Here is a 22,514-nt window from a genome sequence, read left to right on the forward strand (position 1 = left end):
TTGCGCACTATGGCTTCCGGGCCACTCGTCCGCGCGTACCGGAGCCAGAAGGATGATGACCGTGAAACGATTCCACCCTGCCTGGCTGGTCGCCGCGGTCGCGTTCGTCGCGCTGGTCGGCGCGGCGGGCTTCCGGGCCACCCCCGGCGTCATGCTGCACCCGCTGCACGAGGAGTTCGGCTGGTCGCTGGGGACCATCTCCCTCGCGGTGTCGATCAACCTGCTCCTGTTCGGCCTCACCGCGCCCTTCGCCGCCGCGCTCATGGAGCGCTTCGGGATCCGGCGGGTCGTGGCGTACGCGCTGCTGCTCGTCTCCGCCGGCAGCGGGCTGACGGTCTTCATGCGGCACAGCTGGGAGCTCATCGCGCTGTGGGGCGTGCTCGTCGGCCTCGGCACCGGCTCGATGGCGCTCGCGTTCGTCGCGACGGTCACCGGCCGCTGGTTCGTCAAGCGGCGCGGCCTGGTCACCGGCGTGCTCACCGCCGGCGGCGCGGCCGGCCAGCTGGTGTTCCTGCCGCTGCTCGCGCTCCTGGTCGACAGCCACGGGTGGCGCGCCGCCGCGCTGACGGTGGCCGGTGCGGCGCTGGTCGTGGTGCCCCTCGTCCTCTGGCGGCTGCGCGACCACCCGGCGGACCTGGGCGTGACGGCCTATGGCGCCACCGATGCCGATGCGGCGCCGGTACCGCCGGTGACGGGCGGCGCGGCGCGGCGGGCCCTGGGCGCGTTGCGCGGTGCCGCCAGGGTGCCCGCGTTCTGGCTGCTCGCGGGCGGGTTCGCGATCTGCGGCGCCACCACCAACGGGCTGATCGGCACCCACTTCATCCCCGCCGCGCACGACCACGGCATGACCGAGCCGGTCGCGGCGTCGCTGCTGGCGCTGGTCGGCCTGTTCGACATCGTCGGCACGATCGCGTCCGGCTGGCTCACCGACCGGATGGACAGCCGCGTCCTGCTCGGCTGGTACTACGCCCTGCGCGGCGCGTCGCTGCTGGTGCTCCCGGCGCTGTTCGCCGCCACGGTGCGGCCGAGCATGGTCGTCTTCATCCTCTTCTACGGCCTCGACTGGGTGGCGACGGTCCCGCCGACGGTCGCGCTGTGCCGCGAGTACTTCGGCGCGTCCGGCCCGGTGGTGTTCGGCTGGGTCTTCGCGTCGCACCAGTTCGGCGCGGCGATCGCGGCGACGGGCACCGGCCTGCTGCGCGACCGGCTCGGCAACTACGACCTGGCCTGGTACGTCGCGGGTGGGCTGTCGATCGCCGCGGCCGGCCTGTCGCTGCTGCTGTTGCGCGCCCGGCGCGGGGTCGTGACGCCCGCGCCGGTCGCGGTTGCCGCTTAGAGACGGAAGCCCAGGTCGGGCGTGATCTCCAGCGTGTCCATCTGGGCGCGCTGGAGCCGGCCGGAGTAGTCCCAGTTCATCGACTGCCAGCGGGTGAACTGGTCGAGCACCCAGACGCCCGACTGGCGGCTGCCGTTGCCGGACCTGCCGTTGCCGCCGAAGGGCAGGTGCGCCTCCGCGCCGGAGGTGGAGTTGTTGACGCTGACCATCCCGGCGCGGGTGCGGCGGCGGAACGTGAACGCCTTGCGCGGGTCGGTGGTGTAGATCGCGGCGGACAGCCCGTAGCCGGGCGCGTCGGCCAGCTCGACCGCCTCGTCCAGCGTGCCGTAGGAGGTGACACCGACCAGCGGACCGAAGGTCTCCTGCTGGAAGATCTTGTCTTCCGGCCGTACACCGTGGACCAGCGCCGGATGGTAGAACAGGCCCTGCTCCGGGTCGCCGACGAAGCCCTCGCGCGGGTTGGCGGCGCTGATCCTGCCGGTCGGGCCCGCCGGCCGGTGGTGGTCCTCGATCCAGCCGAGGAACTCCTCGAAGCGCGCGGCGAAGCGGTCGGTCATCAGCGGGCCGTAGAGCACCGACGGGTCGGTGGGGTCGCCGACGCGCGCGCCGGCGATCGCCTCCTCCAGCCTCGCGGTGAACGGTTCGAGGACGCTCTCCTGCACGATCAGCGTGCCGAGCGACGTGCAGCGCTGGCCCGCCGTGCCGAACCCGGCGAAGAGCGCGCCGTGCACCGCGAGATCCAGGTCGGCGTCCTCGGTGACGACCATCGGGTTCTTGCCGCCGAGCTCCAGGCAGGCGCTCTGCAGGTGCCGGCCGGCGAGCTCGCCGATCCGCGCGCCGACCTCCGACGAGCCGGTGAACCCGACCTTGTCGACCAGCCCCGCCTCCAGCGCCCGGTCCAGGCCCTCGAACGTGGTCGCCCCGTCGGCGAACACCACGTCGAAGACCCCGTCGGGCACCCCCGAGCGCCGGATGAGCTGGGCGAACGCGTCGGCGCAGGCGGCGGAGTACTCGGCCGGCTTCCACACGACGGCGTTGCCGCACAGCAGGGCCGGCACCAGGTACCAGCTGGGGACCGCGACCGGGAAGTTGCCGGCCGTGATGATCGCGGCGACCCCGACCGGCACGCGGAACGTGAACAGCTGCTTGTCGGGCATCTCGCTCGGCACCGTCTGCCCGTAGAGGCGGCGGCCCTCGCCGAGGAAGAAGTCGCAGGTGTCGACGATCTCCTGGACCTCGCCGCGGGCCTCGGCGGTCGTCTTGCCGACCTCCCGCGTCACGAGCGCCGCGAGGGCCTCGAAGTTGGCCTCGACGAGCCGGCCGAGGTTGGCGATCACCCGGCCGCGGACCGGGGCCGGCACGTCGGCCCAGTCCCGCTGCGCACGGCGGGCGGAGCGGCAGGCGGCGACGAACGTGTCGGCGTCGGCGAGGGCGACCTCGGCGACGACCTGGTCGAGGTGGGCTGGGTCGACGGACCGGAAGCGGGCGTCGCCGGGCGCGTCGAGGGGTCTGCCGCCGACGGTGGAGACGAGGAGGCTGCTCATGCCCCCATCTTGCCGTGCTTCGTCTCTCGGCTGCCTTTGGTCAGCCGGTGCTGTCGGCCGTGCCGTGGGGTGTGTCGGCCGGGTGCTGGGACGTGGGCGGCGGGGCGAACGCGAGCTCGCCGCCGAACTGGTCGTGCAGCCGGACGTCGTAGTAGTCGGCGGCGTCGGCCACCCAGTCGCAGGCGTTGCTCAGCTCGGTCGCGTCGAGCGTCTCGGCCATCAGCTCGTAGGACGCGATGACCGAGTCGTCGCGCCAGAACAGCCGGACGAAGTTGAGCCGGCCGTTGAGCTCGTTGAGCTCCGTCAGCAGCCGCGGCGAGCACTCCAGCCGGCGCAGCAGCGGCGAGAAGACCCGCACGAACGGCGGATCGTTGGCGATCAGGCGCAGGTAGACCACGGCGGTGCCGCTGCGGATCGCGGCCGGGGTGGCGCTCAGGTCGGCGGGCACCGCCTGCCCGCCGAGATAGCCGGTGAGCAGGCGGTGCACCCGGATGCGCACGGCGTCGTCGATCGACACGCCTGTCACCCTATCGAATGACCGCCCGGTCACCCGGTCACCCGGCGCCACCCGGTCACCCGGGGTCACCCGGACTTGCCGGGGCGCCCGGGGGGCAGGAAGCCGCGGCGGCGGGCCTCCTTGACCCAGCGGTGCGCGGTGCTGACCGGCACCCCGTGCCGGTCGGCCAGGTCGCAGGCGGGCCGGGGCGAGTCCTGCGCGAAGTCGAGGTAGACGTCGGCGACCTCGCGGTAGAAGACGTCCGGCCGCCCCCGTGACGGGTTCGCCGCGGCGGGCGACGTCCGGGCGACCGCCAGCGCCGGCTCGACCATCTCCCAACCGGTGTCACCGGCGACGGGCGGCGCGACCGGCCGCGCCCGCGGATTGAGCACCGGCGGCGTGTCGACCGCCTCGTGGACGACCGCGAGCTGCGCGTTGGCGGCGGCCTCGATCCGCCCGACGGGGATCGCCCGGAGCAGGTCCGCACTCGGCGAGCCGTCGATGTGCAACCCCGTCAGCACCAGCCGACCACCATCAGCGACGCCGACCCGCACCCGGACGCTCTGCGCCAGGGGCGGCTCCTGACGCCACTCATACCAGCCATCGGCGACTGGGAGAAGCCGGCCACGCACCCGGCAAATCTAGACCACTTTTCCTCGAATCAACAATTGCGCGAACCTAGACGTCTAGATACGCTTATCTGGACCCGCCGGCCAGAGGCTACAACGGGGGGTGTCTGGAGCAGCAGGTGCGTGGCCGCGCACCGGCAGTTCCAGCAGAAGCCAACGGCACGTCTGCCTCGCCTTGGGGGAGCAAGGGGGAGGGTGCAGACGGGTGGTCTGCCGGGCGGATCGCGCAGCAATGCGCGTCCCGCCCGGCGGCGTCGGTGACAAGCCGCGGTCGCGGGGTCTCGCCGGACCCCGCGACCGTCCACCGTCTGGCCGACGCTGCTGCACGGCTCGGTTCACGACGCCCGCACCGGTCGACTTCCGTCGATCCCCGCACCAGGGGCGACGCTCTGTGCCTCACGCACGCGCCGCTCAACACCCGGCGGTATGCCGTCTTCAGTTCCGGCGTGGACCGGCCTGCCCGTTCGGCACCGTCTGGATCGGCCCCGATCGGCACCGTCTGGATCAGCGCAGCCTGGATCGGCACCGTCTGGATCGACGCTGGCCAGATCGACCCTCCTCGACTGACGTTGGTCAATGCTCGGGTCTGCGGCGTTTGGGGGAGGGGGTCGCGTCCGGCCAGTTCGGCGGGTTGGTCGATTCCGGCGTCCGGTCGAGTGGCCTCTTCGGGTCCGGGCTGGAGCAGCGTTGCTTGGAGCGGTCCCGCCCGGAACGGCCTCGTCTGGATCGGCGCCGTCTGGGCAGATGTTGGTCAATGCCCGGGTTCGTGGCGTTTTGGCAAGATGTCGCGGTCGGCCGGTTCGGCGGGTTGGTCAGCTCCGGCGTCCGGTCAAGTGGCGTCTTCGGTTCCGGCCAGAGCGGTCCTGTCCGGAGCGGTCCTGCCCGGAGCGGCCTTGCCTGGGCAGGCGTTGGTCAATGCCCGGGGTTGTGGCGGTCGGGGGAGGGGTGCGGGGGTCAGTGGCGGTCGGTGTAGAGGAGGAAGACGCCGGCGAGGACGACGCCGATGCAGAGCAGGGACACCATGGCCACGGTGATGAGGACCCAGATGAGGGCGCCTAGCTTGCGGCCGGGGTTGATGTCGATGCGGGCGGGTGGGAGCTCGGCGGCCTCCAGCTCGGCCGCGACCTCCGCCGGGTCGCCGAGCAGGTCCAGGATCGAGCGGACCTCGTCCTCGGGCGCGTGGGGGCGGCCGTCCGACCCGGGGTGCGGCTCGGCGGGCCGGGTCTCGGCGAGCTTGCCGGCGATGTGGTCGCTCAGGTCGGCGAGCAGTTCGGCGCGGCGGCCGGCGGGCACGTTCTGCAGCGCCTGCTCGACCGCGTGGAGATAGTCGTTGACCAGGCCATCGTAGGTGTTCAAGGCGCCCCCGTCCGGAAAAGCTGGCACTCTCCAGCATGATCAGTAAGACTTTTCGAGCAGGCACGCAGTCCTGGAGGGAGCGATGTGAGCGCACCGACCCGCTGGCTCGACGCCGAGGAACAACTCGCCTGGCGTGCTTTCTACTCCGCCGCGACGCAGCTGATCGACCGGCTCGACCGCGAGCTGCAGCACGACGCGGGCATGCCGCACGCTTACTACGAGATCCTCGTCGTGCTGTCGGAGTCGCCGGGACGCACCCGGCGGATGAGTGAGCTCGCCGACCTCACCCGGTCCTCGCGCAGCCGGCTCAGCCACGCCGTCACCAAGCTCGAGGCCCGCGGCTGGGTCCGCCGGCGCGACTGCGACGACGACAAGCGCGGGCAGTTCGCCGACCTGACCGACGTCGGCTTCGCCGCCATCGAGGCGGCCGCGCCCGGTCACGTGGAGACGGTGCGCAAGCACCTGTTCGACGCCCTCACCGAGGAGCAGGTGGAGCAGCTGCGCAAGATCAGCGAAGCGATCACGGCCTCGCTCAAGTAAACGCCCTCAAGTAACGCCCTCAAGGAACCCCCTGAAGTACCCCCGGCGGGGCACTGCGCCTTGTGTCGATCATTGCGTGTCGATACGTTCACGGCCTGCCGCGAGATGGGGGCCCCGCCATGAAGCGCCTGAAACTCACGCAAACCATCGCCGCCGCGGCCTTCGCCGTGGCCACGCTGGCCGCGGTGCAGGGCAGCGTGCCGACGCTGCCCGAGCAGGCGAGGACACCGAGCGGCTACGCCGGCGGCGTGCCCCAGTGGGAGAACGAGCCGTCGATCGCCAGCCTCCTCGCCGGCGGCACCCAGCAGCACGCCGAACAGTTCTACTTCGTGCTGCCCGACCGGTTCGCCGACGGCGACCCGTCCAACAACACCGGCGGCCTGTCCGGCGGCCGGCTGAGTTCGGGCTACGACCCCACCGACAAGGGCTTCTACCACGGCGGCGACCTCAAGGGCGTCATCGACCGGCTCGACTACATCGAGCACCTCGGCACCACCGCGATCTGGCTCGCCCCCGTGTTGAAGAACCGGCCGGTGCAGGGCAGCGGCGCCGACGTCTCGGCCGGCTACCACGGCTACTGGACCACCGACTTCACCCAGATCGACCCCCACTTCGGCACGAAGGCCGACCTGCAGCGACTTGTCGACCTCGCGCACCGCCGGGGCATCAAGGTCTACCTCGACGTCATCACCAACCACACCGCCGACGTCATCCGGTACGCGCAGGACCAGTACTCCTACCGGAGCAAGACGGACTACCCGTACAAGGACGCCTCCGGCAACAGGTTCGACGACCGCGCCTTCGCCGACGGGCGGCGCGGCTTCCCGCCGGTCAACGCGCAGTCCTTCCCGTACACCCCGGTCTTCGGCAGCGAGGCGGACAAGACCGCCAAGAAGCCGGCGTGGCTCAACGACCCGCTCATGTACCACAACCGCGGCGACTCCACGTTCAGCGGCGAGAACAGCGAGTACGGCGACTTCTTCGGCCTCGACGACCTGTGGACCGAGCGCCCGGAGGTCGTCCGCGGGATGACGAAGATCTACGCCGACTGGGTCAAGGACACCGGGATCGACGGCTACCGGATCGACACCACCAAGCACGTCAACATGGAGTTCTGGCCGCAGTTCGTCGAGGGCGTCGACAAGGTCGCCAAGCGGGACTTCTTCATGTTCGGCGAGGTGTACGACGCCGACCCGCGGTTCGACTCGACCTACGTGCGCAAGGGGCGGCTGCCGGCGACCCTGGACTTCCCGTTCCAGCAGGCCGCGACCGACTACGTGGCCCGCGGCGGCTCCGCGGCCGGGCTCGCCGGCGTGTACGCGCAGGACGACCTGTACACCTCGGCCGGCACCACCGCGGGCACCCTGCCGACGTTCCTGGGCAACCACGACATGGGCCGCATCGGCATGTTCGTCGCCGGCGGCGGCACCGACCCCGCCACGCACCTGCGCCGCGACCAGCTCGCCCACGAGCTGATGTTCCTGACCCGCGGGCAGCCGGTCGTCTACTCCGGCGACGAGCAGGGCTTCACCGGCGCCGGCGGCGACAAGGACGCCCGGCAGGACATGTTCCCGAGCGTCACCCCCGACTACCTCGACGACGACCTGCTCGGCACCGACACCACCCACGCGGTCGCGCACTACGACGAGAGCCACCCGGTCTACCGCACGATCGCCGGCCTGGCCCAGCTGCGGCAGGCACATCCGGCGCTCAAGCAGGGCGTGCAGGTGACCCGGTACGCGGCGCAGGGCGCGGGCGTGTTCGCGTTCTCCCGGATCGACCCTCAGCAGCGCGTCGAGTACCTGGTCGCCACCAACAACGCCACCACCACGCAGACCGTCACCGTCCCGACGGCCATGGCGAGCACCACCTTCGACCGGATCTACCCGTCCACCGGCGCGATCGCCGCCTCCGCCGGGGACGGCCGGCTGCAGCTGGACGTGCCGCCGCTGAGCACCGTGGTGTTCAAGGCCCGCGGCGCGATCGCGAAGCCGGCCGCGAAGCCCACCGTCACGCTGGTCGCGCCCGCCGCCGGGCAGCCCGTCCCCGGGCCCGCCGAGGTCAAGGCTGAGGTCACCGGCGACCCCCTCGCCACGGTCACGTTCGCCGCGAAGGTCGGCAACGGCCCGTGGAAGCTGCTCGGCACCGACCACGCCGCGCCGTACAGCGTCACCCACGACCTCGACGGGCTGCCCGCCGGCACGGCGCTGGAGTACAAGGCGGTCGTGCGCGACGGCTCCGGCCGCACCGCGGAGACGAGAATCACCGCGAAGGTCGGCACGCCGCCGAGCGCCGCCGCGCCCGACTACGCGGTCGTGCACTACCAGCGCCCGACCGGCGGTTATGAGCCGTGGAGCCTCTACGCGTGGGGCGACATCGAGACGCCGATGACGTGGCCGGCCGGCGCCCCGTTCGCCGGTGAGGACTCGTTCGGGCGCTTCGCATGGGTCAAGCTGAAGCCGGGGGCGGCGAACGTCGGCTTCCTCGTGGTCGACTCGAGCGGGGTGAAGGACGTCGCCGCCGACCGCTCGCTCGACCCGACGAAGACGCCGGAGATCTGGCTCAAGCAAGGAGACGCGACCATCTACACCTCACAGGCCGCGGCCACCGGCACCGTCGCCGTGCACTACGGGCGGCCCGACGGCGACTACACCGGCTGGGGCCTGCACCTGTGGGGCGACGGTCTCGCGCCCGGCACCGGCACCGACTGGTCCGCGCCGCGCCCGCCCGACGGCACCGACAGCTACGGCGCCTTCTGGCACGTGCCGGTGACCGACCCGGGCAAGCCGGTCAACTTCATCGTCCACAAGGGCGACGTGAAGGACCCCGGCGTCGACCAGTCCGTCCTGCCGAGCCGGCAGAGCGAGGCCTGGGTCCGCTCCGGCGAGGCGACCGTCCACCCGACCCGCGCCGCCGCCGAGCACACCGCCGTGCTGCACTACCGCCGCCCGGCCGGCGACTACACCGGCTGGGGGCTGCACGTCTGGACCGGCGCGGCGACCCCCACCGACTGGGGCGCCCCGCTGCTCCCAGAGGGCAGCGACGCGTTCGGCGCGCGGTTCCGGGTGCCGCTGGCGGACAACGCCACGACGCTCAACTACATCCTGCACAACGGCGACACCAAGGACCTGCCCGCCGACCAGGCGCTCGACCTCGTCACCGTCGGGCACGAGGTCTGGATCCTGTCCGGGCAGGAGCGCTACCTGCTGCCGATCCCGCCGCAGGGCACCCCCGACACGGACCTGACCAAGGCGAAGGCGGTGTGGGTCGACCACGACACCATCGCGTGGCGGTCCGGGCCGACCGACGGGCACTCCTACGAGCTGCTGTCCGCGCCCAACGGCGGCCTGTCGGTGGTCGGCGGGCAGGTCGTCGGCGTCGCGAAGGCCCTGCCGATGCGCGCGAGCGGCGGCCTGTCCGAGCCGCAGCGGGCGAAGTTCCCGCACCTGTGGGCATATCAGGCGTTCCACGTCACCGGCGACCGCGCCGCCGTGGCCACCGCGCTGCGCGGGCAGGTCGTCGTCGTCGAGCGCGACGCCGCCGGCGCCGTCACCGAGGCCAGCGCCGTGCAGGTCGCCGGGGCGCTCGACGACCTCTACGTCGGCGCCGTCGGCGCGAAGCTCGGCCCGCACTTCGAGGGCGGGCGCGTCTCGGTCAGCGTGTGGGCGCCGACCGCGCAGAACGTCGCGCTGGAGCTCTTCGACGATCCGTCAGCGCAGCCGGTACTGGCGGCGATGAAGCGCGACGAGCACACCGGCGTCTGGACGGCGACCGGCGACCGCGGCTGGAAGGGCCGCTACTACCGGTTCCGGGTCACCGCCTGGCAGCCCGCGGTCCGGGGCGTGACGACGGCGTCGGTGACCGACCCCTACTCGGTGTCGCTCGCCGCCGACTCCACCCACAGCCAGATCGTCGACCTGTCCGACGCCGCCCTGCAGCCGCCCGGCTGGTCCGCGGTCAAGAAGCCGCCGGTGCCGGCCCGGCCGCAGATCCAGGAGCTGCACGTCCGCGACTTCTCCATCGCCGACACCACCGTGCCGGCACAGCAGCGCGGCACGTACCTCGCCTTCGCCCAGGCCCAGTCGGCCGGCATGACCCACCTGCGGGACCTCGCCAAAGCAGGCACGTCCTACGTGCACCTGCTGCCGGTCTTCGACATCTCCACGATCCCCGAGCGGCGGGCCGACCAGCAGCAGCCGCCGTGCGACCTGACCACGCTGCCGCCGGACTCCAGCCAGCAGCAGGCGTGCATCGCCCAGATCGCGGAGCAGGACGGCTACAACTGGGGCTACGACCCGTTCCACTACTCCACGCCCGAAGGCTCCTACGCGACCGACCCGCAGGGCACCCCGCGGATCAGCCAGTTCCGCCAGATGGTCGCCGGGCTCAACGGCGCCGGCCTGCGGGTCGTCGTCGACGTCGTCTACAACCACACCACCGCCGCCGGCACCGACCCGCACTCGGTCCTCGACCAGATCGTGCCCGGCTACTACCACCGGCTGCTCGACGACGGCACCGTCGCCAACTCCACCTGCTGCGCCAACACCGCGCCGGAGAACGCGATGATGGGCAAGCTCGTCGTCGACTCGGTCGTGCTGTGGGCCAAGCAGTACAAGGTCGACGGCTTCCGCTTCGACCTCATGGGCCACCACCCGAAGGCCAACATCCTCGCCGTGCGCGCCGCGCTGGACCAGCTGACCCTCGGCAAGGACGGCGTCGACGGCAAGAAGATCCTCATCTACGGCGAGGGCTGGAACTTCGGCGAGGTCGCCGACAACGCCCGGTTCGTCCAGGCGACCCAGGCCAACATGGCCGGCACCGGCATCGGCACCTTCAACGACCGGCTCCGCGACGCGGTCCGCGGCGGCGGCCCGTTCGACGGCGACCCGCGCATCCAGGGGTTCGCGTCCGGCCTGTACACCGCGCCCAACGGCGACCCGGCCAACGGCACCACGGCCGAGCAGCGGGCCAGGCTCCTGCACTACCAGGACCTGATCCAGGTCGGGCTCACCGGCAACCTCGCCGCCTACGAGTTCGTCGACTCCACCGGCCATCGGGTCACCGGCGCGCAGGTCGACTACAACGGCTCACCCGCCGGCTACACGCGCCTGCCCGCCGAGGGGGTCACGTACGTCGACGCCCACGACAACGAGATCCTCTACGACGCCCTCGCCTACAAGCTGCCGACCGGCACGACCGCCGAGCAGCGGGCGAGGCTGCAGGTGCTCGCCCTGTCCACGACCGTCCTCGGCCAGGGGACCGGGTTCGTCACCACCGGCTCCGACCGGCTGCGCTCCAAGTCCCTGGACCGCAACTCGTTCAACTCCGGCGACTGGTTCAACCAGATCCGCTGGGACTGCGCGGCCGGCAACGGCTTCGGCGCCGGCCTGCCACCCGCCGCCGACAACCAGGACAAGTGGACCTACGCCCAGCCGCTGCTGGCCAACCCGGCGCTGGTCCCCGACTGCGCCGCCGTCGACCTCGCCGCCGCCCGCTTCCAGGAGCTGCTGACGATCCGGGCGAGCTCGCCGGCGTTCTCGCTGGGCACCGCGGCGCAGGTCCAGCAGCGGATGGCGTTCCCGCTGTCCGGCGCGTCCGCGACGCCCGGCGTGATCACGATGACGCTGGACGCCCGCGGCCTCGACCCGCGGTTCCAGACGATCGTGGTGGTCTTCAACGCCGGCCCGGCCGCCGTGACGCAGACGGTCGGCGCCTACGCGGGTGGGCGGTTCGTGCTCCATCCGGTGCAGGCCGCCTCGGCGGACCCGCTCGCCCGCCAGGCCACGTTCGACAGCGCCCACGGCACGTTCACCGTCCCCGGCCGGACCGTCTCGGTCTTCGTCCGGCCTGCCTGACCGTTTCCATGATCCGGTAGACCTCGCGCGGGTCTACCGGATCACCGAAAAGCCTCAAGGCTGGGCGGTCGGTGCCGTTTTGTCCGATGTGAGGCATCATCGGGCGTTCACCGCCACCGGGCTGCTGCTGGTCGCGCTGCTGGCCGGGGCGACCGGCAAGCCGTCGCCGCCACCCGGGCCGCCGCTGCCAGGGCCGCCGGCGGTCATCGAGCCGGGCGCGCCGCCCTCGACGCTGCCGGCGCTGAGCGACCTGCCGACGCTCCGCGAACCGACCGGCCGGTCCATCGCGCCGTCCGCGACCGCCGCCGCCGGCACGCCGGGGGAGCCCGCGCCGAGCGTCAGCGCAACCTCAAGCCCGAGCCCCGCCGCGACCACCGAGACCAGCCGCCGGTCGACCGGGTGGATCGGCCTCGGCGTCGTCGTCGTGATCGCCGGAGCGGTCGCCTTCCTCGTACTGCGACGGCGCCGTCACGCGTAGTCGCGAACGGCGGGCCGTTTGGCTTGTGACGGCCGCCGTTCGGCGAATGAAGGCTTATCGGGGAAGCACCTTTCCAGTAGCGTGCCCTTTCGTGTTCCTTAACGAGGCTTCCGGCCACAGCGTGCTCCTCCGCCACCGATAGGGGATGACGGTTGGCAGGCAGCAGCCCCTCCCGAGCGACCGGCACCGACTCGCCCCGCGCGATCGGCGGCGGCGGTCGGCAGCGCCGGTCGGGCGCGCCTGACACCTCGGTCGCCGGGCACCGGCGCGGCGGCGCGACCCGGCCCAGCCGGTTGCGATCGGTCCGCACGCAGCTGCTCGCCCCCATCGTCGTCGCGATGATCGGGCTCGCCGTCCTCAGCACCGCCCAGGCCGCCACCGCCACGTCCGCCGCCGGGGACGCGGCGCGAGCTCGTACATTGGCATCCACCGCGACCAGCGCGGTCAGCTTCGTGCACGAGCTGGAGCGCGAGGTCGCCGAGACCGCGGCACTGCGGCAACGAGGCGGCAAGGCCGGCATGGCGCTCGTCGTCGCCCAGCGCGGCCGGACCGACCAGGCCGCGGCCCGATACCTCGCCGACAGTCGCGCGGCGGTCAAGGCCGTGCCCGACCTCGACCGGTCCGTCCGGGCCGTCAACGAGATCTACAGCCGCCTCGGCGCCACCCGTGAGGCCGCCGACACGAACCCCGCGATCACGCTGATGACCGACCCCGTGTACCGGCCGCTCGCCGAGGCCCTGCTGGCGATCGCGGACGCCGTGCCGGCGCTGATCGCCGACATCGAGCTCGCCAACGCCGCCCGGGCCGTCGCCGCCGTCGCGGCCGTCGAGCACTACGCCGCCCTCGAACGGGACCTGCTGCGCGCGGTGTTCTCCCGCGGCGCCGTCGAGCCCGGCGACCTGGGCGCCATGTCGGAGCTGCGGGGCGCGCGCGCCCAGCGGGCCGCCGAGTTCCAGCGGGCCGCGACCAGCGCCGGGCGCACCGTGTACGACCAGGAGATCCGCGGCCTCGACGTCGACAAGGCCGACAAGCTCAGCGCCGCCGCCCGTGACGCCGAGAAGGACCCGGCCGGGCTGAAGGTCGACGCCGACACGTGGTTCGTGGCGCAGTCCGGCGTCATCCGCCGGCTCAACATCGTCAGCCTCGACCTGTCGGACCGGCTCGACGGGCGCGCCGAGCAGATCGCCGTCACCGCCCAGCGGCGCGCGTGGGCGACCCTCGTCGGCACCGCCGTGATCGGTCTCGCCGCCCTCGCGATCGCGATCACCCTGGCCGTGCGGACGGCCCGGCGCCTCCGGCGGCTGCGTGCCGCGGCCCTGACGGTCGCCCGGCAGGAGCTGCCCGACGTGATCCACTCCGTCGCGGCCGGCGCACCGATGCCGACCGGCACCTCGGCCGCCGCCGCCACCCGGAGCATCGCCGCCACCAACGACGAGATCGGCCAGGTCGCCGACGCGTTCGCCACCGTCCACCGCACCGCGCTGCGCCTCGCCGGCGAGCAGGCCGAGCTGCGCGTCGACGTGTCACGGATGGCCGAGGTGCTGGCCCGGCGCATCCGCACCCTCATCACCCGCCAGCTGCGGCTCCTCGACGAGTTCGAGCGCGACGAGACCGACCCTGACGTGCTCGCCCGCCTCTTCGCCCTCGACCACATCGCGGCCCGCCTGCGCCGCAACGGCGAGAACCTGCTGGTCCTCTCCGGCGGCGAGCCGGGCCGGCCGGCGACCCAGGCGGTCGGCATCGGCGCGGTCATCACGGCCGCCGCGTCGGAGATCGAGGACTTCCAGCGGGTCGAGGTCCAGCCCACCGACCTGGCGATCACGGGGCCGGTCGTCGGTGACCTCGTCCACCTCCTGGCGGAGCTGCTCGAAAACGCCACGACCTTCTCGCCGCCGACACAGCAGGTCCGGGTCGACGCCCGGCCCACGGTCGACGGCGCCATCATCCGCGTCCACGACAGCGGGATCGGCATCGCGCCGCGCCGGCTCGCGGAGATCAACTCGCGGCTGGCGACGCCGACGACGCTGAGCAGCGCGGCGGCCGGCACGATGGGGCTGCACGTGGTGTCGCACCTGGCCGCCCGGCACCGGATCCGGGTGGAGCTGCACGCCACCGGCAGCGGCACCGTCGCCTACGTGGCACTGCCGCACCGGGCCCTGGAGCGGATGCCGGCGCTGACACCGGCCGCCGCTTCCTCAGCCGCTGCCGCCGCCGTGTCCGCGCCCGCCGCCGTTCCGCCGGCTCCGCCGCTTGCGGCACTTCCGCCGTTTCCACCGGTCTCGCCGGTCTTCTCCGCGCCGGCCGTCGTCGCGTCCGTTTCGTCCGCTGTGCCCGCGCCGGTGTCTCCTGCGCCGGTGTCTCCTGCGCCGGTGTCGGCGGCGCCGATCTCGGGCGTGCCCGTCTCCGCCTCGCCCCGCCCCGGGCCGCCGCCGGTCGTCGTGCCCTCGACGGTCGGTGCGCCGCTGGGGCGGCCCCGCGTACCGCAGCAACACCAGCCGGCTCCGTCCGGGGCGCCCGCACCATGGTTCCGCCCCTATCTCAGCAGCGGTGGCGACACCCCCAGGCCACCCGTCCCGTCCGTCCCGCCACCGCCTTCCCCGGGTGCCTGGCCACCACGGCCGGGGGGCCCGTCCAGCCCCCTCGGCGGCCCGGGCTCCACCGGGGACGGCCTGCCCCGCCGCCGCCCGGGAGCGCAGCTCGCACCAGGAGTGACCGACCCGGAGCCGCAAACCACCCGCAGCAACGCGGTCGACCCGGACGCCGTCCGGTCCCGGCTGTCGGCGTTCGCGGAAGGTGTCTCGGCCGCTGCCCGCCGAACCAGCGCGGGCGGCCTCAACAGCGCGACCCACAGCGCAACCTTTGGACAGAAGGACCGATGATGGCGATGCCAGACGCTCAGAACCCGACCGGCGCGGGCCAGCTCGACTGGCTCATGGCCAGCTTCGCCCGGCAGGTCCCCGATGTCGCGCACGCGATCACCGTCTCCGGCGACGGGCTGCGCCTGGCCTGCTCCGCCGACCTGCCGGTGGACCAGGCCGACCACCTCTCCGCCGTCATCAGCGGGCTGGCCAGCCTCACCTTCGGCGCCGCCCGCGTGATGCAGGCCGGCCAGGTCCGCCAGACCATCGTCGACATGGACGGCGGCGTCATGATCGTCATGGCCGTCGGCGACCGCGCACTGCTCGGCGTGCTCGCCGCCCCCGGCTGCGACCTCGGCCAGGTCGGCTACGAGACGGCCATGCTCGTCCACCGGGTCGCCGACGCGCTCGACCCCCTCCCGCGGGATGCGATGCTCCGGTGAGGCGGCTCGCGGCTGTCCTGCTGGTGTGCGCCCTCCTGGCCGGCTGCGGCTCGACGGCGCCACCCCGCGCCGGCACGGGCCTGTGGCACGGCGGGCGGATCTACATCGCCACCGGCAACACGACCGGCGTGTACTACCAGTTCGGCGGCGGCTACGCCGACCTCATCACCAAGCACGTGCCCGGCTACGAGGCGCGCGCCGAGGCGACCGGCGCCTCCGGCGAGAACATCACGCGCGTCGCGACCGGTGACATGGACGTCGCGTTCAGCATCGCCGACACCGCCGCCGACGCCGTGACCGGCAAGGGCGCCTTCGAGGGCCGGCCGCAGAAGGTCGTGGCGCTGGGGCGGCTGTACCGCAGCTACGCCCAGGTCGTGGTCCGCAACAACCTGCGCGTCACGAAGTTCGCCGACCTGCGCGGCAAGCGGATCTCCACCGGCTCCGCCGGCTCCGGTGCCGACGTCTTCGCCGGCCGGCTGCTCTTCGCCGGCGGGATCAACCCCGACACCGACATCGTCCGTCAGCGCCTGTCCCTGCCGGAGACGACCAAGGGCATGCTGGCCGGCACCACCGACGCGCTGATCTTCACCGGTGGCCTGCCCACGCCCGGCATCGCCGACCTGCTGGCCAGCGCCCCCGGGCAGTTCTCCCTGCTCCCGCTCGACGAGCTGCTCAAGCCGCTCTCGTTCCGCTACGGCACGGTGTACGGGGCGGGCAAGCTCCCCAAGTCCACCTACGACACGCCGGTGGACGTCGACACGATCGTCATCGGCAACCTCCTGCTGGTGTCGCCCGACATGCCCGACCAGCTCGCGTACGACCTCACCAAGATCCTGTTCGACTATCAGGTCGAGTTGAGCCGCGTACATCCTGAGGGCGCCAATTACGACAAAGCGGGCGCTGTGACCACCGATCCTGTACCGCTACACCCCGGCGCCGCGCGGTTCTACGGCAGCGGCTGACCATCGACGTTATGGATCTCTCATTCGCCGGATGCGAGGAGGGTGATCATGCCCGTGGGCTGTCAAGATGACCCCGTGACCGCCACCGCTCAACACCTCGTCCGGCTGGACGACATCCGCGACGCCGCCGCGCGGATCTCCGGCCTCGTGGTTCGCACCCCGCTCCTGCCGTGCCCCTGGGCCGACGAACTGTGGCTGAAGCCCGAAAGCCTCCAGCCGATCGGCGCGTTCAAGCTCCGCGGCGCCACCAACGCCCTGCACCGCCTCGACCTCGACCACCGCCGCGCCGGCGTGGTCACCCACTCCTCCGGCAACCACGGCCAGGCCCTCGCCTACGCCGGTCGCTCCCTCGGCATCCCGGTCACCGTCGTCATGCCCGACGTCTCGACGCCCCTGAAGATCGAAGCGACCCGCGGCTACGGCGCCGAGGTCATCCTCGTCCGGCAGGCCGAGCGTGAGACCGTCGCCAGTGAGCTGGTCGCCGAGCGCGGCCTGACCCTGATCCCGCCCTACGACCACCCCGACATCATCGCCGGCCAGGGCACCGTCGGCCTGGAGATCTTCGAGGACCTCTCCAACGTCGACGTCGTCGTCGTCCCCGTCGGCGGCGGTGGCCTCTCCTCGGGCGTCGCGACCGCGATCAAGGCCCTCGCCCCGCACGTCGCCGTCATCGGCGTCGAGCCCGCCGTGGCCGCCGACGCCGCCGAAAGCCTCGCCGCCGGCGTCGTGCGCGTCTGGCCCGAGCAGCGCATGCTGAGCACCGTCGCCGACGGGCTGCGGACCCCGCTGTCCGAGCTCACCCTCGCGCACCTCAGCGCCCACCTGGACGCGATCGTGACCGTCGCCGAGGACGAGATCCTCGACGCCGTGAAGGTCCTCGCCCGCCGCGGCCGCCTCATCGCCGAACCCAGCGGCGCCGCCGCCACCGCCGCCGTCCTGCACCACCGCGACGAACTCCCCGCCGGCCGCACCGTGGCCGTCGTCAGCGGCGGCAACATCGACCCCGGCCTGGCCGCCCGCCTCTTCACCGACTGACCGGTTATCCACAGCCTGTGGGTAACCCCTGTGGGCATCATCTCCCCAGGTCCCCCGTGTCCTAGGTCTCACACCGCCTACACGCAGGTGGATCCGGGGTGTACTCCGCGTTTACCCCACATGGTTATCCACAGCCCCGTGCACAGTCATCCACAGGTTCGGCGGGAGTTATCCACAGCTGGGGACATCCGGTTGGGGACATCCGTGCGTAATGCGCCCGGCGCTCCTGAGGAGGGGCGCCGGGCGGACGGCGTTCGATCAGGCGACGTCGGCGTGGCTCACGGGGCGGCTCGCCGGGCTGTTGACGTGCTCGCGGACGACGTAGGTCGGGCGGCCCATGCCGTGGGCGTGCACCCGGCCCAGGTACTCGCCCAGGACGCCGATGCCGATCAGCTGGGCCGACGAGAAGACCGTGACCAGCGACGCGACGGTGGTGAAACCGGCGACGGTCGTGTCACCGATGACATAGAGCCAGACCAGCCGGATCGTGAGGATCAGGCCACAGATGCCGATCAGGAACCCCAGGTACGTCACGAGCCGCAGCGGCTTCGTCGAATACCCGAGGATCATGTTGACGGCGTGCTTCATGAGCGACTTGAAGGTGAAGCCCGAGCGGCCCTCGGTGCGCTGGTCCATGCGGACGGTCGCGGTGCCGACGCGGGTCGTGGTCCACGACAGGACGATGTCGACGGAGACGTGCGGGCCGCTGACCTGCTCGAAGCCCGCACGCAGGAACGTGCGGAAGATGCGCAGCGCGCCGAGGACATCGGCGTTGGGGATGCCCATCGTGCGGCCCATGACCAGGGTCTTCGCGCCCCACGAGGTGAGGTTGCGGAAGGCGCTGTGCTCCTCCTGCTCGGAGATCGCATAGACGACGTCGAGGTCGTCGGTGAGGGCGTCGACGAGCTTCGGCAGCTCCTCCGGCGGGTGCTGGAGGTCGTCGTCCATCGTGATGATGCGGTCGAACGACGCGGCGCGGATGCCGGCGATGAGGGCGTTGTGCTGGCCGTAGTTGCGGGCCATGCGGATCGCCTGGACGTGCTCGTACTTGCCGGCGAGCTCGCTGGCGACGTCCCACGTGTTGTCGGTGCTGTCGACGACGAGGATCACCTCGTGGTCGGGGGTGATGCCGGGAAGCACGCCGTTGAGCCGCTCGACCAGCGTGGGGAGGATACGCGCGGAGCGGTAGCACGGGACGACGACGGACAGAGACACGTTGTGGAGCTCCTCACAGAACCGTGTACGGAGGAGAGTACTCCGTTTTGAGGTCAGGCCTGGATCGTGATGATGCGCGTGAACTCGTGGAGCAGATTGAAGCCGTCCCAGGTCCCCGCGAACGTCAACGCCTGGCCGAACGGCACGATCCGGTCGATGCCGCGGCCGGCGAGGGTGGTGACGAAGTCGTCGAGGTCGGACATGGTGAAGCCGTACTGGCTGAGCGTCTGGTCCTTGCGCTGGATCGCCGGGGCGAGCTCGCTGAGCGAACCGACCGTGACGTGGCAGATGGTGCCCGCGCCGAGCCAGTGCCGCTGCAGGTCGTCGAGGCCGGCGAGGGACACGTTGGCGACGGCGTTGCCGTTGAACGCGATCTTGGTGGCGGCGCCGGTGGCGGCGAGGCCGTAGGTGGCGACGTACTTCTCCACGGCCATCGCCGGATCCACGCCCCAGCCGCGCTGCACGACGACCTCGCTGAGCAGCTCGTCGAACTCGGCGCGGGCCTCTTCGACGCCGCCTTCGCCGACCCAGAAGAGGTCGCGAGGGGAGGAGCAGGCGGCCTGGTCGAACCAGTAGAGGTCGTTGGCGAACCCGTCCACGGCCGCCCGGCGCTGCTCAGGGGTCGAGCTCTGCCAGCCGGCGACGGAGATCGCGGCGAACGAGGACCGGTCCGGGAACGCGAGGTCCCGGGCGAGCGGCTGGATCGGGTGCTTGCGGAGCTGGTTGACGGACTGGTCGCCGCCCCACAGCACGCGCAGGTCGCAGGCGCCGATGAGGGCGCCGGTGATCGCGTCGTCGCGGTCGTAGGTGACCATCCGCTGGGTCAGCGCGATCGCCGGGTGGGCGTCGGCGAGCACGTCGTTGAGCGCTTCGAGGACGGTCTGCGCGGCGCCGGCGGCACGGGCGGAGACCCGCACGATGTTGTGGTTGCCGGCGAGGGCGGACAGCGCCCACGAGTAGACGAAGATCGTGTCGACGTTCGCCGGCGGGAAGTGCAGCACCAGGCCGCGGGGGGCGCGACGCTGGCCGTTGGCCCCGTCGGCGAGGCGCTCGACGGCGCGGGCCAGCTCACCCTTGCGCAGGAAGAAGCCGAGCGAGCCGAGCTCAGGGTGGCGGCGGGCGAGGTCGGGCTTGAGCAGCCGCCGCGAGAACGCGATCAGGAAGTCCCGGACCCGCTCGTCGCCGACGGTCAGCCGCCCGCCTTCGGGCTCGTCGGTGATCTCCGCGAGGAGCCGATCCACCGATATATCGGAAATTTCGGGAAAGACGCTTTTCACGATGCACCCACAAACGTGTCGCTGCAGCCGCGGGCCTCGGCGCGCGGCAGCCGGCCCAGGATGGAGAAGCGCTTGCCGGGCCACGCGCCGTCGTCGATGCCGTTGATGACGCCCATGTCCTCGGTGAGCAGCACGTGGCCCGGGTACGACTCCGGCAGCGTGCTGATCACCTCGACGAGACCGGGCTTGCCGGGCGGCAGCGGCTCCCACGTCTCCGGGTCGCGGATGACGACGTCGGCGAAGTCGGGGCAGTACAGCGAGTTGCCGTCCGGGCCTTCGAGGTAGACGACGCCGATCTGCTCGACCATGCCGTAGAAGTTGTGGATGTTGCGCAGCCCGGTGTCGGCCTGGAACGCGCGGCGGAACTCGGCGTTGTCGACCTGCTGGTCGACCAGCTTCTTCCAGCCGCCGGAGTGCACGAGGATCCCGTTGCTGAGGTCCAGGCCGTTGTCGCGCGCCAGTTCGTACAGGTAGAGCCAGACCATGAACGTGAAGCCGAAGACCAGGAAGGGCTTGTCGCCGTGCTTGGCGAGGAACCCGCGGACGGCCTCGAGGTCGGGCTTGCTGTCCTCGTCGAGCGCCCAGACGTGGTCCCGGCCGAACGTGATCATGCCGAGGACGCCGGCGCCGCGGGCGCTGAACGAGCGGCGGTTCTTGATGATCGCGGTCGTGTCGACGATGAGCATCGGCAGCCGCTTCGGGCCGAGGACCGCCTGCAGCGTCTGGCCGAGCATCCTGGTCTGCGCGGCCGCGGCGGCCTTGTCCAGGTAGATGCGGCTGACGTCGCCGGTGGTGCCGCTGGAGGTCAGGACCTTGAAGACCTCGTCGTCGGGGATGCTCTTGAGCTGGTGCGTCTTGAACAGCCGCACCGGCAGCCACGGCAGGTCGCTGATCCGCTCGTACGAGCGCCCGGGGCCGTGACCCGTCGCGGCGAGGATGTTGGCGTACGCCTCGCCCCGCGCCCGGTGCTGCTCGGTCAGCTCGGCAAGGCGGGGCAGCAGCTGCGCCTCGCGGTCCGGCTGCGACAGGGTGAACACGCTCATCGTGCGGACTCCAACGCTCGATAGTCGACCTTGCCGTTGCTGAGCAGCGGCAGGGCGGGGAGGCCGCGCATCTCGAAGCCCGACCAGTGCAGCTTCAGCCGGTCGGCGAGCTCGGTCACCCGCGGCGCCAGCGCCTCGGCCGTCGCCCCGTCGCCTTCGACGAAGATGATGACCTTGTCATCGCCCGCGACGGCCGCGACGGCGCCCGGGCCGGTGGCGGCAGCCAGCTGCTCGATGTCGTCGAGGTTGAGCCGGACGCCGAACACCTTGCCGAAGCGCTTGAGCCGCCCGTCGATGAACAGGTAGCCGTCCTCGTCGAGGTGCCCGAGGTCGCCGGTCTCCAGCAGCCCGCCCTGCTCGTCGCCGCGGGCCAGGTCGGTGGCGGTCTCCGCGTAGCCCATCATCACGTTCGGGCCGCGGTAGAGCACCTCCCCGACGACGCCGGGGGCGGTGGTCTCGGTGCCGTCCTCGAGCCGGATGGCGAGCGTGCCGCCGGGCACCGCGGGCCCGACCGAGCCGAGCTTCTCCGCGAGCCGTCCGGCGGGCAGCGTGGTCAGGCGCGGAGCGGCCTCGGTCTGCCCGTACATGACGAACAGCCGCCCGTCCACGGTCGCCATGCGGTCGTGGAAGTCCTGCACCAGCTCGGCCCGCAGCCGGCCGCCGGCCTGCGTCAGCGTGCGCAGGCTCGGGTAACGCTTCGGGTCGAACCGCAGGCGGCGCAGCATCTCGTACTGCGACGGCACCAGCGCGAGCGAGGTCACGCCGAACTTCGTGATCGCCGGCCAGAACGACCGCGCGACCAGCCCCTCGGACTCCACCACGACGGTCGCGCCGGCGGCGAGGTGCGTGTTGAGCACCGACATGCCGAAGCTGTAGTAGAACGGCAGGCTGCTCACCGCGACGTCGGCGCCGGTGATGCCGAGCGCCTCGATGATCGAGGTCGTGTTGGCCAGGATCGCCGTGCGCGACAGCCGGACCAGCTTGGGGCTGCCGGTGGAGCCCGACGTCGCCAGCAGCGTGGCCAGGTCGGGGTGCGGCACGGTGGCCGACGGTGTGTCGCGCTCCCACAGTTCGTCGTCGCGGCGGGTGTACCCCTTGTGCACGTCCTGCGGCACGGGGCCGCAGACGGCGGCGGGCTCGAAACGCTCGATGAAGTCGGCGAGGATCTCGGCGGGCAGGCCCGGGTCGAGCAGCGCCAGCGGGCGTCCCGACTCGAACGCGCCGATGTAGCGGACGATCGCCTCGACGGTGGTCGGCGTGCGCAGGAACACCACGCCGGGCGTGATCTCGGCGAACCCCGCGACCGCGGCGTGCACGGCCTCGCGGAGCGGCACGCCACTGAGCTCGGCGCCGGTCGCCGCGTCGATCAATCTGGCGTCTGGGTGCAACAACGTCATGGCGTCACCTCCGCGGCGCACTGATGCCGTTGAGGTGGACACGGATGCTT

16 protein-coding genes are annotated in these 22,514 nt (G+C 72.2%); 8 read left to right on the forward strand and 8 right to left on the reverse strand.

Annotation, left to right across the window (positions count from 1 at the left end):
- Positions 1-55 precede the first annotated feature (55 nt).
- Positions 56-1,336, forward strand: coding sequence for an MFS transporter (locus AB0I21_RS35750; RefSeq protein ID WP_360567882.1), 1,281 nt, complete (start codon positions 56-58; stop codon positions 1,334-1,336).
- On the opposite strand, the gene AB0I21_RS35755 is transcribed toward AB0I21_RS35750, so the two are convergent.
- The 4 genes from AB0I21_RS35755 to AB0I21_RS35770 all read right to left on the reverse strand — a co-directional run bounded on the left by AB0I21_RS35755 (position 1,333) and on the right by AB0I21_RS35770 (position 5,361).
- A complete protein-coding gene (locus AB0I21_RS35755) occupies positions 1,333-2,880 on the reverse strand; it encodes an aldehyde dehydrogenase family protein (RefSeq protein WP_360567884.1) in 1,548 nt (515 codons plus the stop codon). The genes AB0I21_RS35750 and AB0I21_RS35755 overlap by 4 nt on opposite strands.
- Positions 2,881-2,920: 40 nt before the next feature.
- Positions 2,921-3,397 (reverse strand): hypothetical protein, encoded by a 477-nt coding sequence (locus AB0I21_RS35760; protein ID WP_360567886.1) that lies wholly within the window; start codon positions 3,395-3,397, stop codon positions 2,921-2,923.
- 65 nt (positions 3,398-3,462) lie between these two features.
- Positions 3,463-4,008, reverse strand: a complete 546-nt coding sequence (locus tag AB0I21_RS35765; protein WP_360567888.1) for a hypothetical protein — start codon at positions 4,006-4,008, stop codon at positions 3,463-3,465.
- A 951-nt stretch (positions 4,009-4,959) separates the two neighbouring features.
- Positions 4,960-5,361 (reverse strand): hypothetical protein, encoded by a 402-nt coding sequence (locus tag AB0I21_RS35770; RefSeq protein ID WP_360567890.1) that lies wholly within the window; start codon positions 5,359-5,361, stop codon positions 4,960-4,962.
- Positions 5,362-5,445: 84 nt separating this feature from the next.
- On the opposite strand from AB0I21_RS35770, the gene AB0I21_RS35775 reads away from it, so the two are divergent.
- From AB0I21_RS35775 to AB0I21_RS35805, 7 genes are all read left to right on the forward strand, one after another.
- Complete coding sequence (locus AB0I21_RS35775; protein ID WP_344501170.1) at positions 5,446-5,901, forward strand: MarR family winged helix-turn-helix transcriptional regulator; 456 nt, start codon at positions 5,446-5,448, stop codon at positions 5,899-5,901.
- A 119-nt stretch (positions 5,902-6,020) separates the two neighbouring features.
- Positions 6,021-11,756 carry a pullulanase-type alpha-1,6-glucosidase gene (gene pulA, locus AB0I21_RS35780; RefSeq protein ID WP_360567893.1) on the forward strand — a complete coding sequence of 1,912 codons (5,736 nt, stop codon included), beginning with the start codon at positions 6,021-6,023 and terminating at the stop codon, positions 11,754-11,756.
- Between the two features lie 79 nt (positions 11,757-11,835).
- Positions 11,836-12,234: a hypothetical protein gene (locus tag AB0I21_RS35785; RefSeq protein ID WP_360567895.1), complete on the forward strand. Its 399-nt coding sequence runs from the start codon at positions 11,836-11,838 to the stop codon at positions 12,232-12,234.
- Positions 12,235-12,386: 152 nt separating this feature from the next.
- A complete protein-coding gene (locus AB0I21_RS35790; protein WP_360567897.1) occupies positions 12,387-15,113 on the forward strand; it encodes a sensor histidine kinase in 2,727 nt (908 codons plus the stop codon).
- Positions 15,114-15,118: 5 nt separating this feature from the next.
- Positions 15,119-15,535, forward strand: coding sequence for a roadblock/LC7 domain-containing protein (locus AB0I21_RS35795; RefSeq protein WP_344501174.1), 417 nt, complete (start codon positions 15,119-15,121; stop codon positions 15,533-15,535).
- A complete protein-coding gene (locus AB0I21_RS35800) occupies positions 15,532-16,497 on the forward strand; it encodes a TAXI family TRAP transporter solute-binding subunit (protein WP_360567899.1) in 966 nt (321 codons plus the stop codon). Before AB0I21_RS35795 ends, AB0I21_RS35800 begins: the two co-directional genes overlap by 4 nt.
- 75 nt (positions 16,498-16,572) lie before the next feature.
- Entirely contained in the window at positions 16,573-17,532 is a 960-nt protein-coding gene (locus tag AB0I21_RS35805; RefSeq protein ID WP_360567901.1) for a threonine/serine dehydratase, read from the forward strand.
- Positions 17,533-17,790: 258 nt separating this feature from the next.
- On the opposite strand, the gene AB0I21_RS35810 is transcribed toward AB0I21_RS35805, so the two are convergent.
- Genes AB0I21_RS35810 through AB0I21_RS35825 form a run of 4 tightly spaced genes read right to left on the reverse strand, consistent with a single transcriptional unit; the run spans position 17,791 to position 22,464 of the window.
- Positions 17,791-18,747, reverse strand: coding sequence for a glycosyltransferase family 2 protein (locus AB0I21_RS35810; RefSeq protein ID WP_360567903.1), 957 nt, complete (start codon positions 18,745-18,747; stop codon positions 17,791-17,793).
- 53 nt (positions 18,748-18,800) lie between these two features.
- The gene (locus AB0I21_RS35815; protein WP_360567905.1) at positions 18,801-19,988 is read right to left on the reverse strand and encodes an acyl-CoA reductase; all 1,188 of its coding nucleotides are present in this window, start codon (positions 19,986-19,988) and stop codon (positions 18,801-18,803) included.
- 32 nt (positions 19,989-20,020) lie between these two features.
- Positions 20,021-21,067, reverse strand: coding sequence for an acyl-protein synthetase (locus AB0I21_RS35820; RefSeq protein ID WP_354889899.1), 1,047 nt, complete (start codon positions 21,065-21,067; stop codon positions 20,021-20,023).
- A complete protein-coding gene (locus tag AB0I21_RS35825; protein WP_344501180.1) occupies positions 21,064-22,464 on the reverse strand; it encodes an AMP-binding protein in 1,401 nt (466 codons plus the stop codon). Before AB0I21_RS35825 ends, AB0I21_RS35820 begins: the two co-directional genes overlap by 4 nt.
- Between the last annotated feature and the right edge of the window lie 50 nt (positions 22,465-22,514).

Origin of the sequence: Dactylosporangium sp. NPDC050588 (assembly GCF_040654975.1) — a bacterium.
GTDB lineage: Bacteria > Actinomycetota > Actinomycetes > Mycobacteriales > Micromonosporaceae > Dactylosporangium > Dactylosporangium maewongense.

Excerpts from the sequence above, each read along its gene's own strand:
- AB0I21_RS35750 (WP_360567882.1), top strand. The coding sequence starts at position 56 with ATGACCGTGAAACGATTCCACCCTGCCTGGCTGGTCGCCGCGGTCGCG.
- AB0I21_RS35755 (WP_360567884.1), bottom strand. The coding sequence starts at position 2,880 with ATGAGCAGCCTCCTCGTCTCCACCGTCGGCGGCAGACCCCTCGACGCG.
- pulA (WP_360567893.1), top strand. The coding sequence starts at position 6,021 with ATGAAGCGCCTGAAACTCACGCAAACCATCGCCGCCGCGGCCTTCGCC.
- AB0I21_RS35795 (WP_344501174.1), top strand. The coding sequence starts at position 15,119 with ATGCCAGACGCTCAGAACCCGACCGGCGCGGGCCAGCTCGACTGGCTC.
- AB0I21_RS35820 (WP_354889899.1), bottom strand. The coding sequence starts at position 21,067 with ATGAGCGTGTTCACCCTGTCGCAGCCGGACCGCGAGGCGCAGCTGCTG.
- AB0I21_RS35825 (WP_344501180.1), bottom strand. The coding sequence starts at position 22,464 with ATGACGTTGTTGCACCCAGACGCCAGATTGATCGACGCGGCGACCGGC.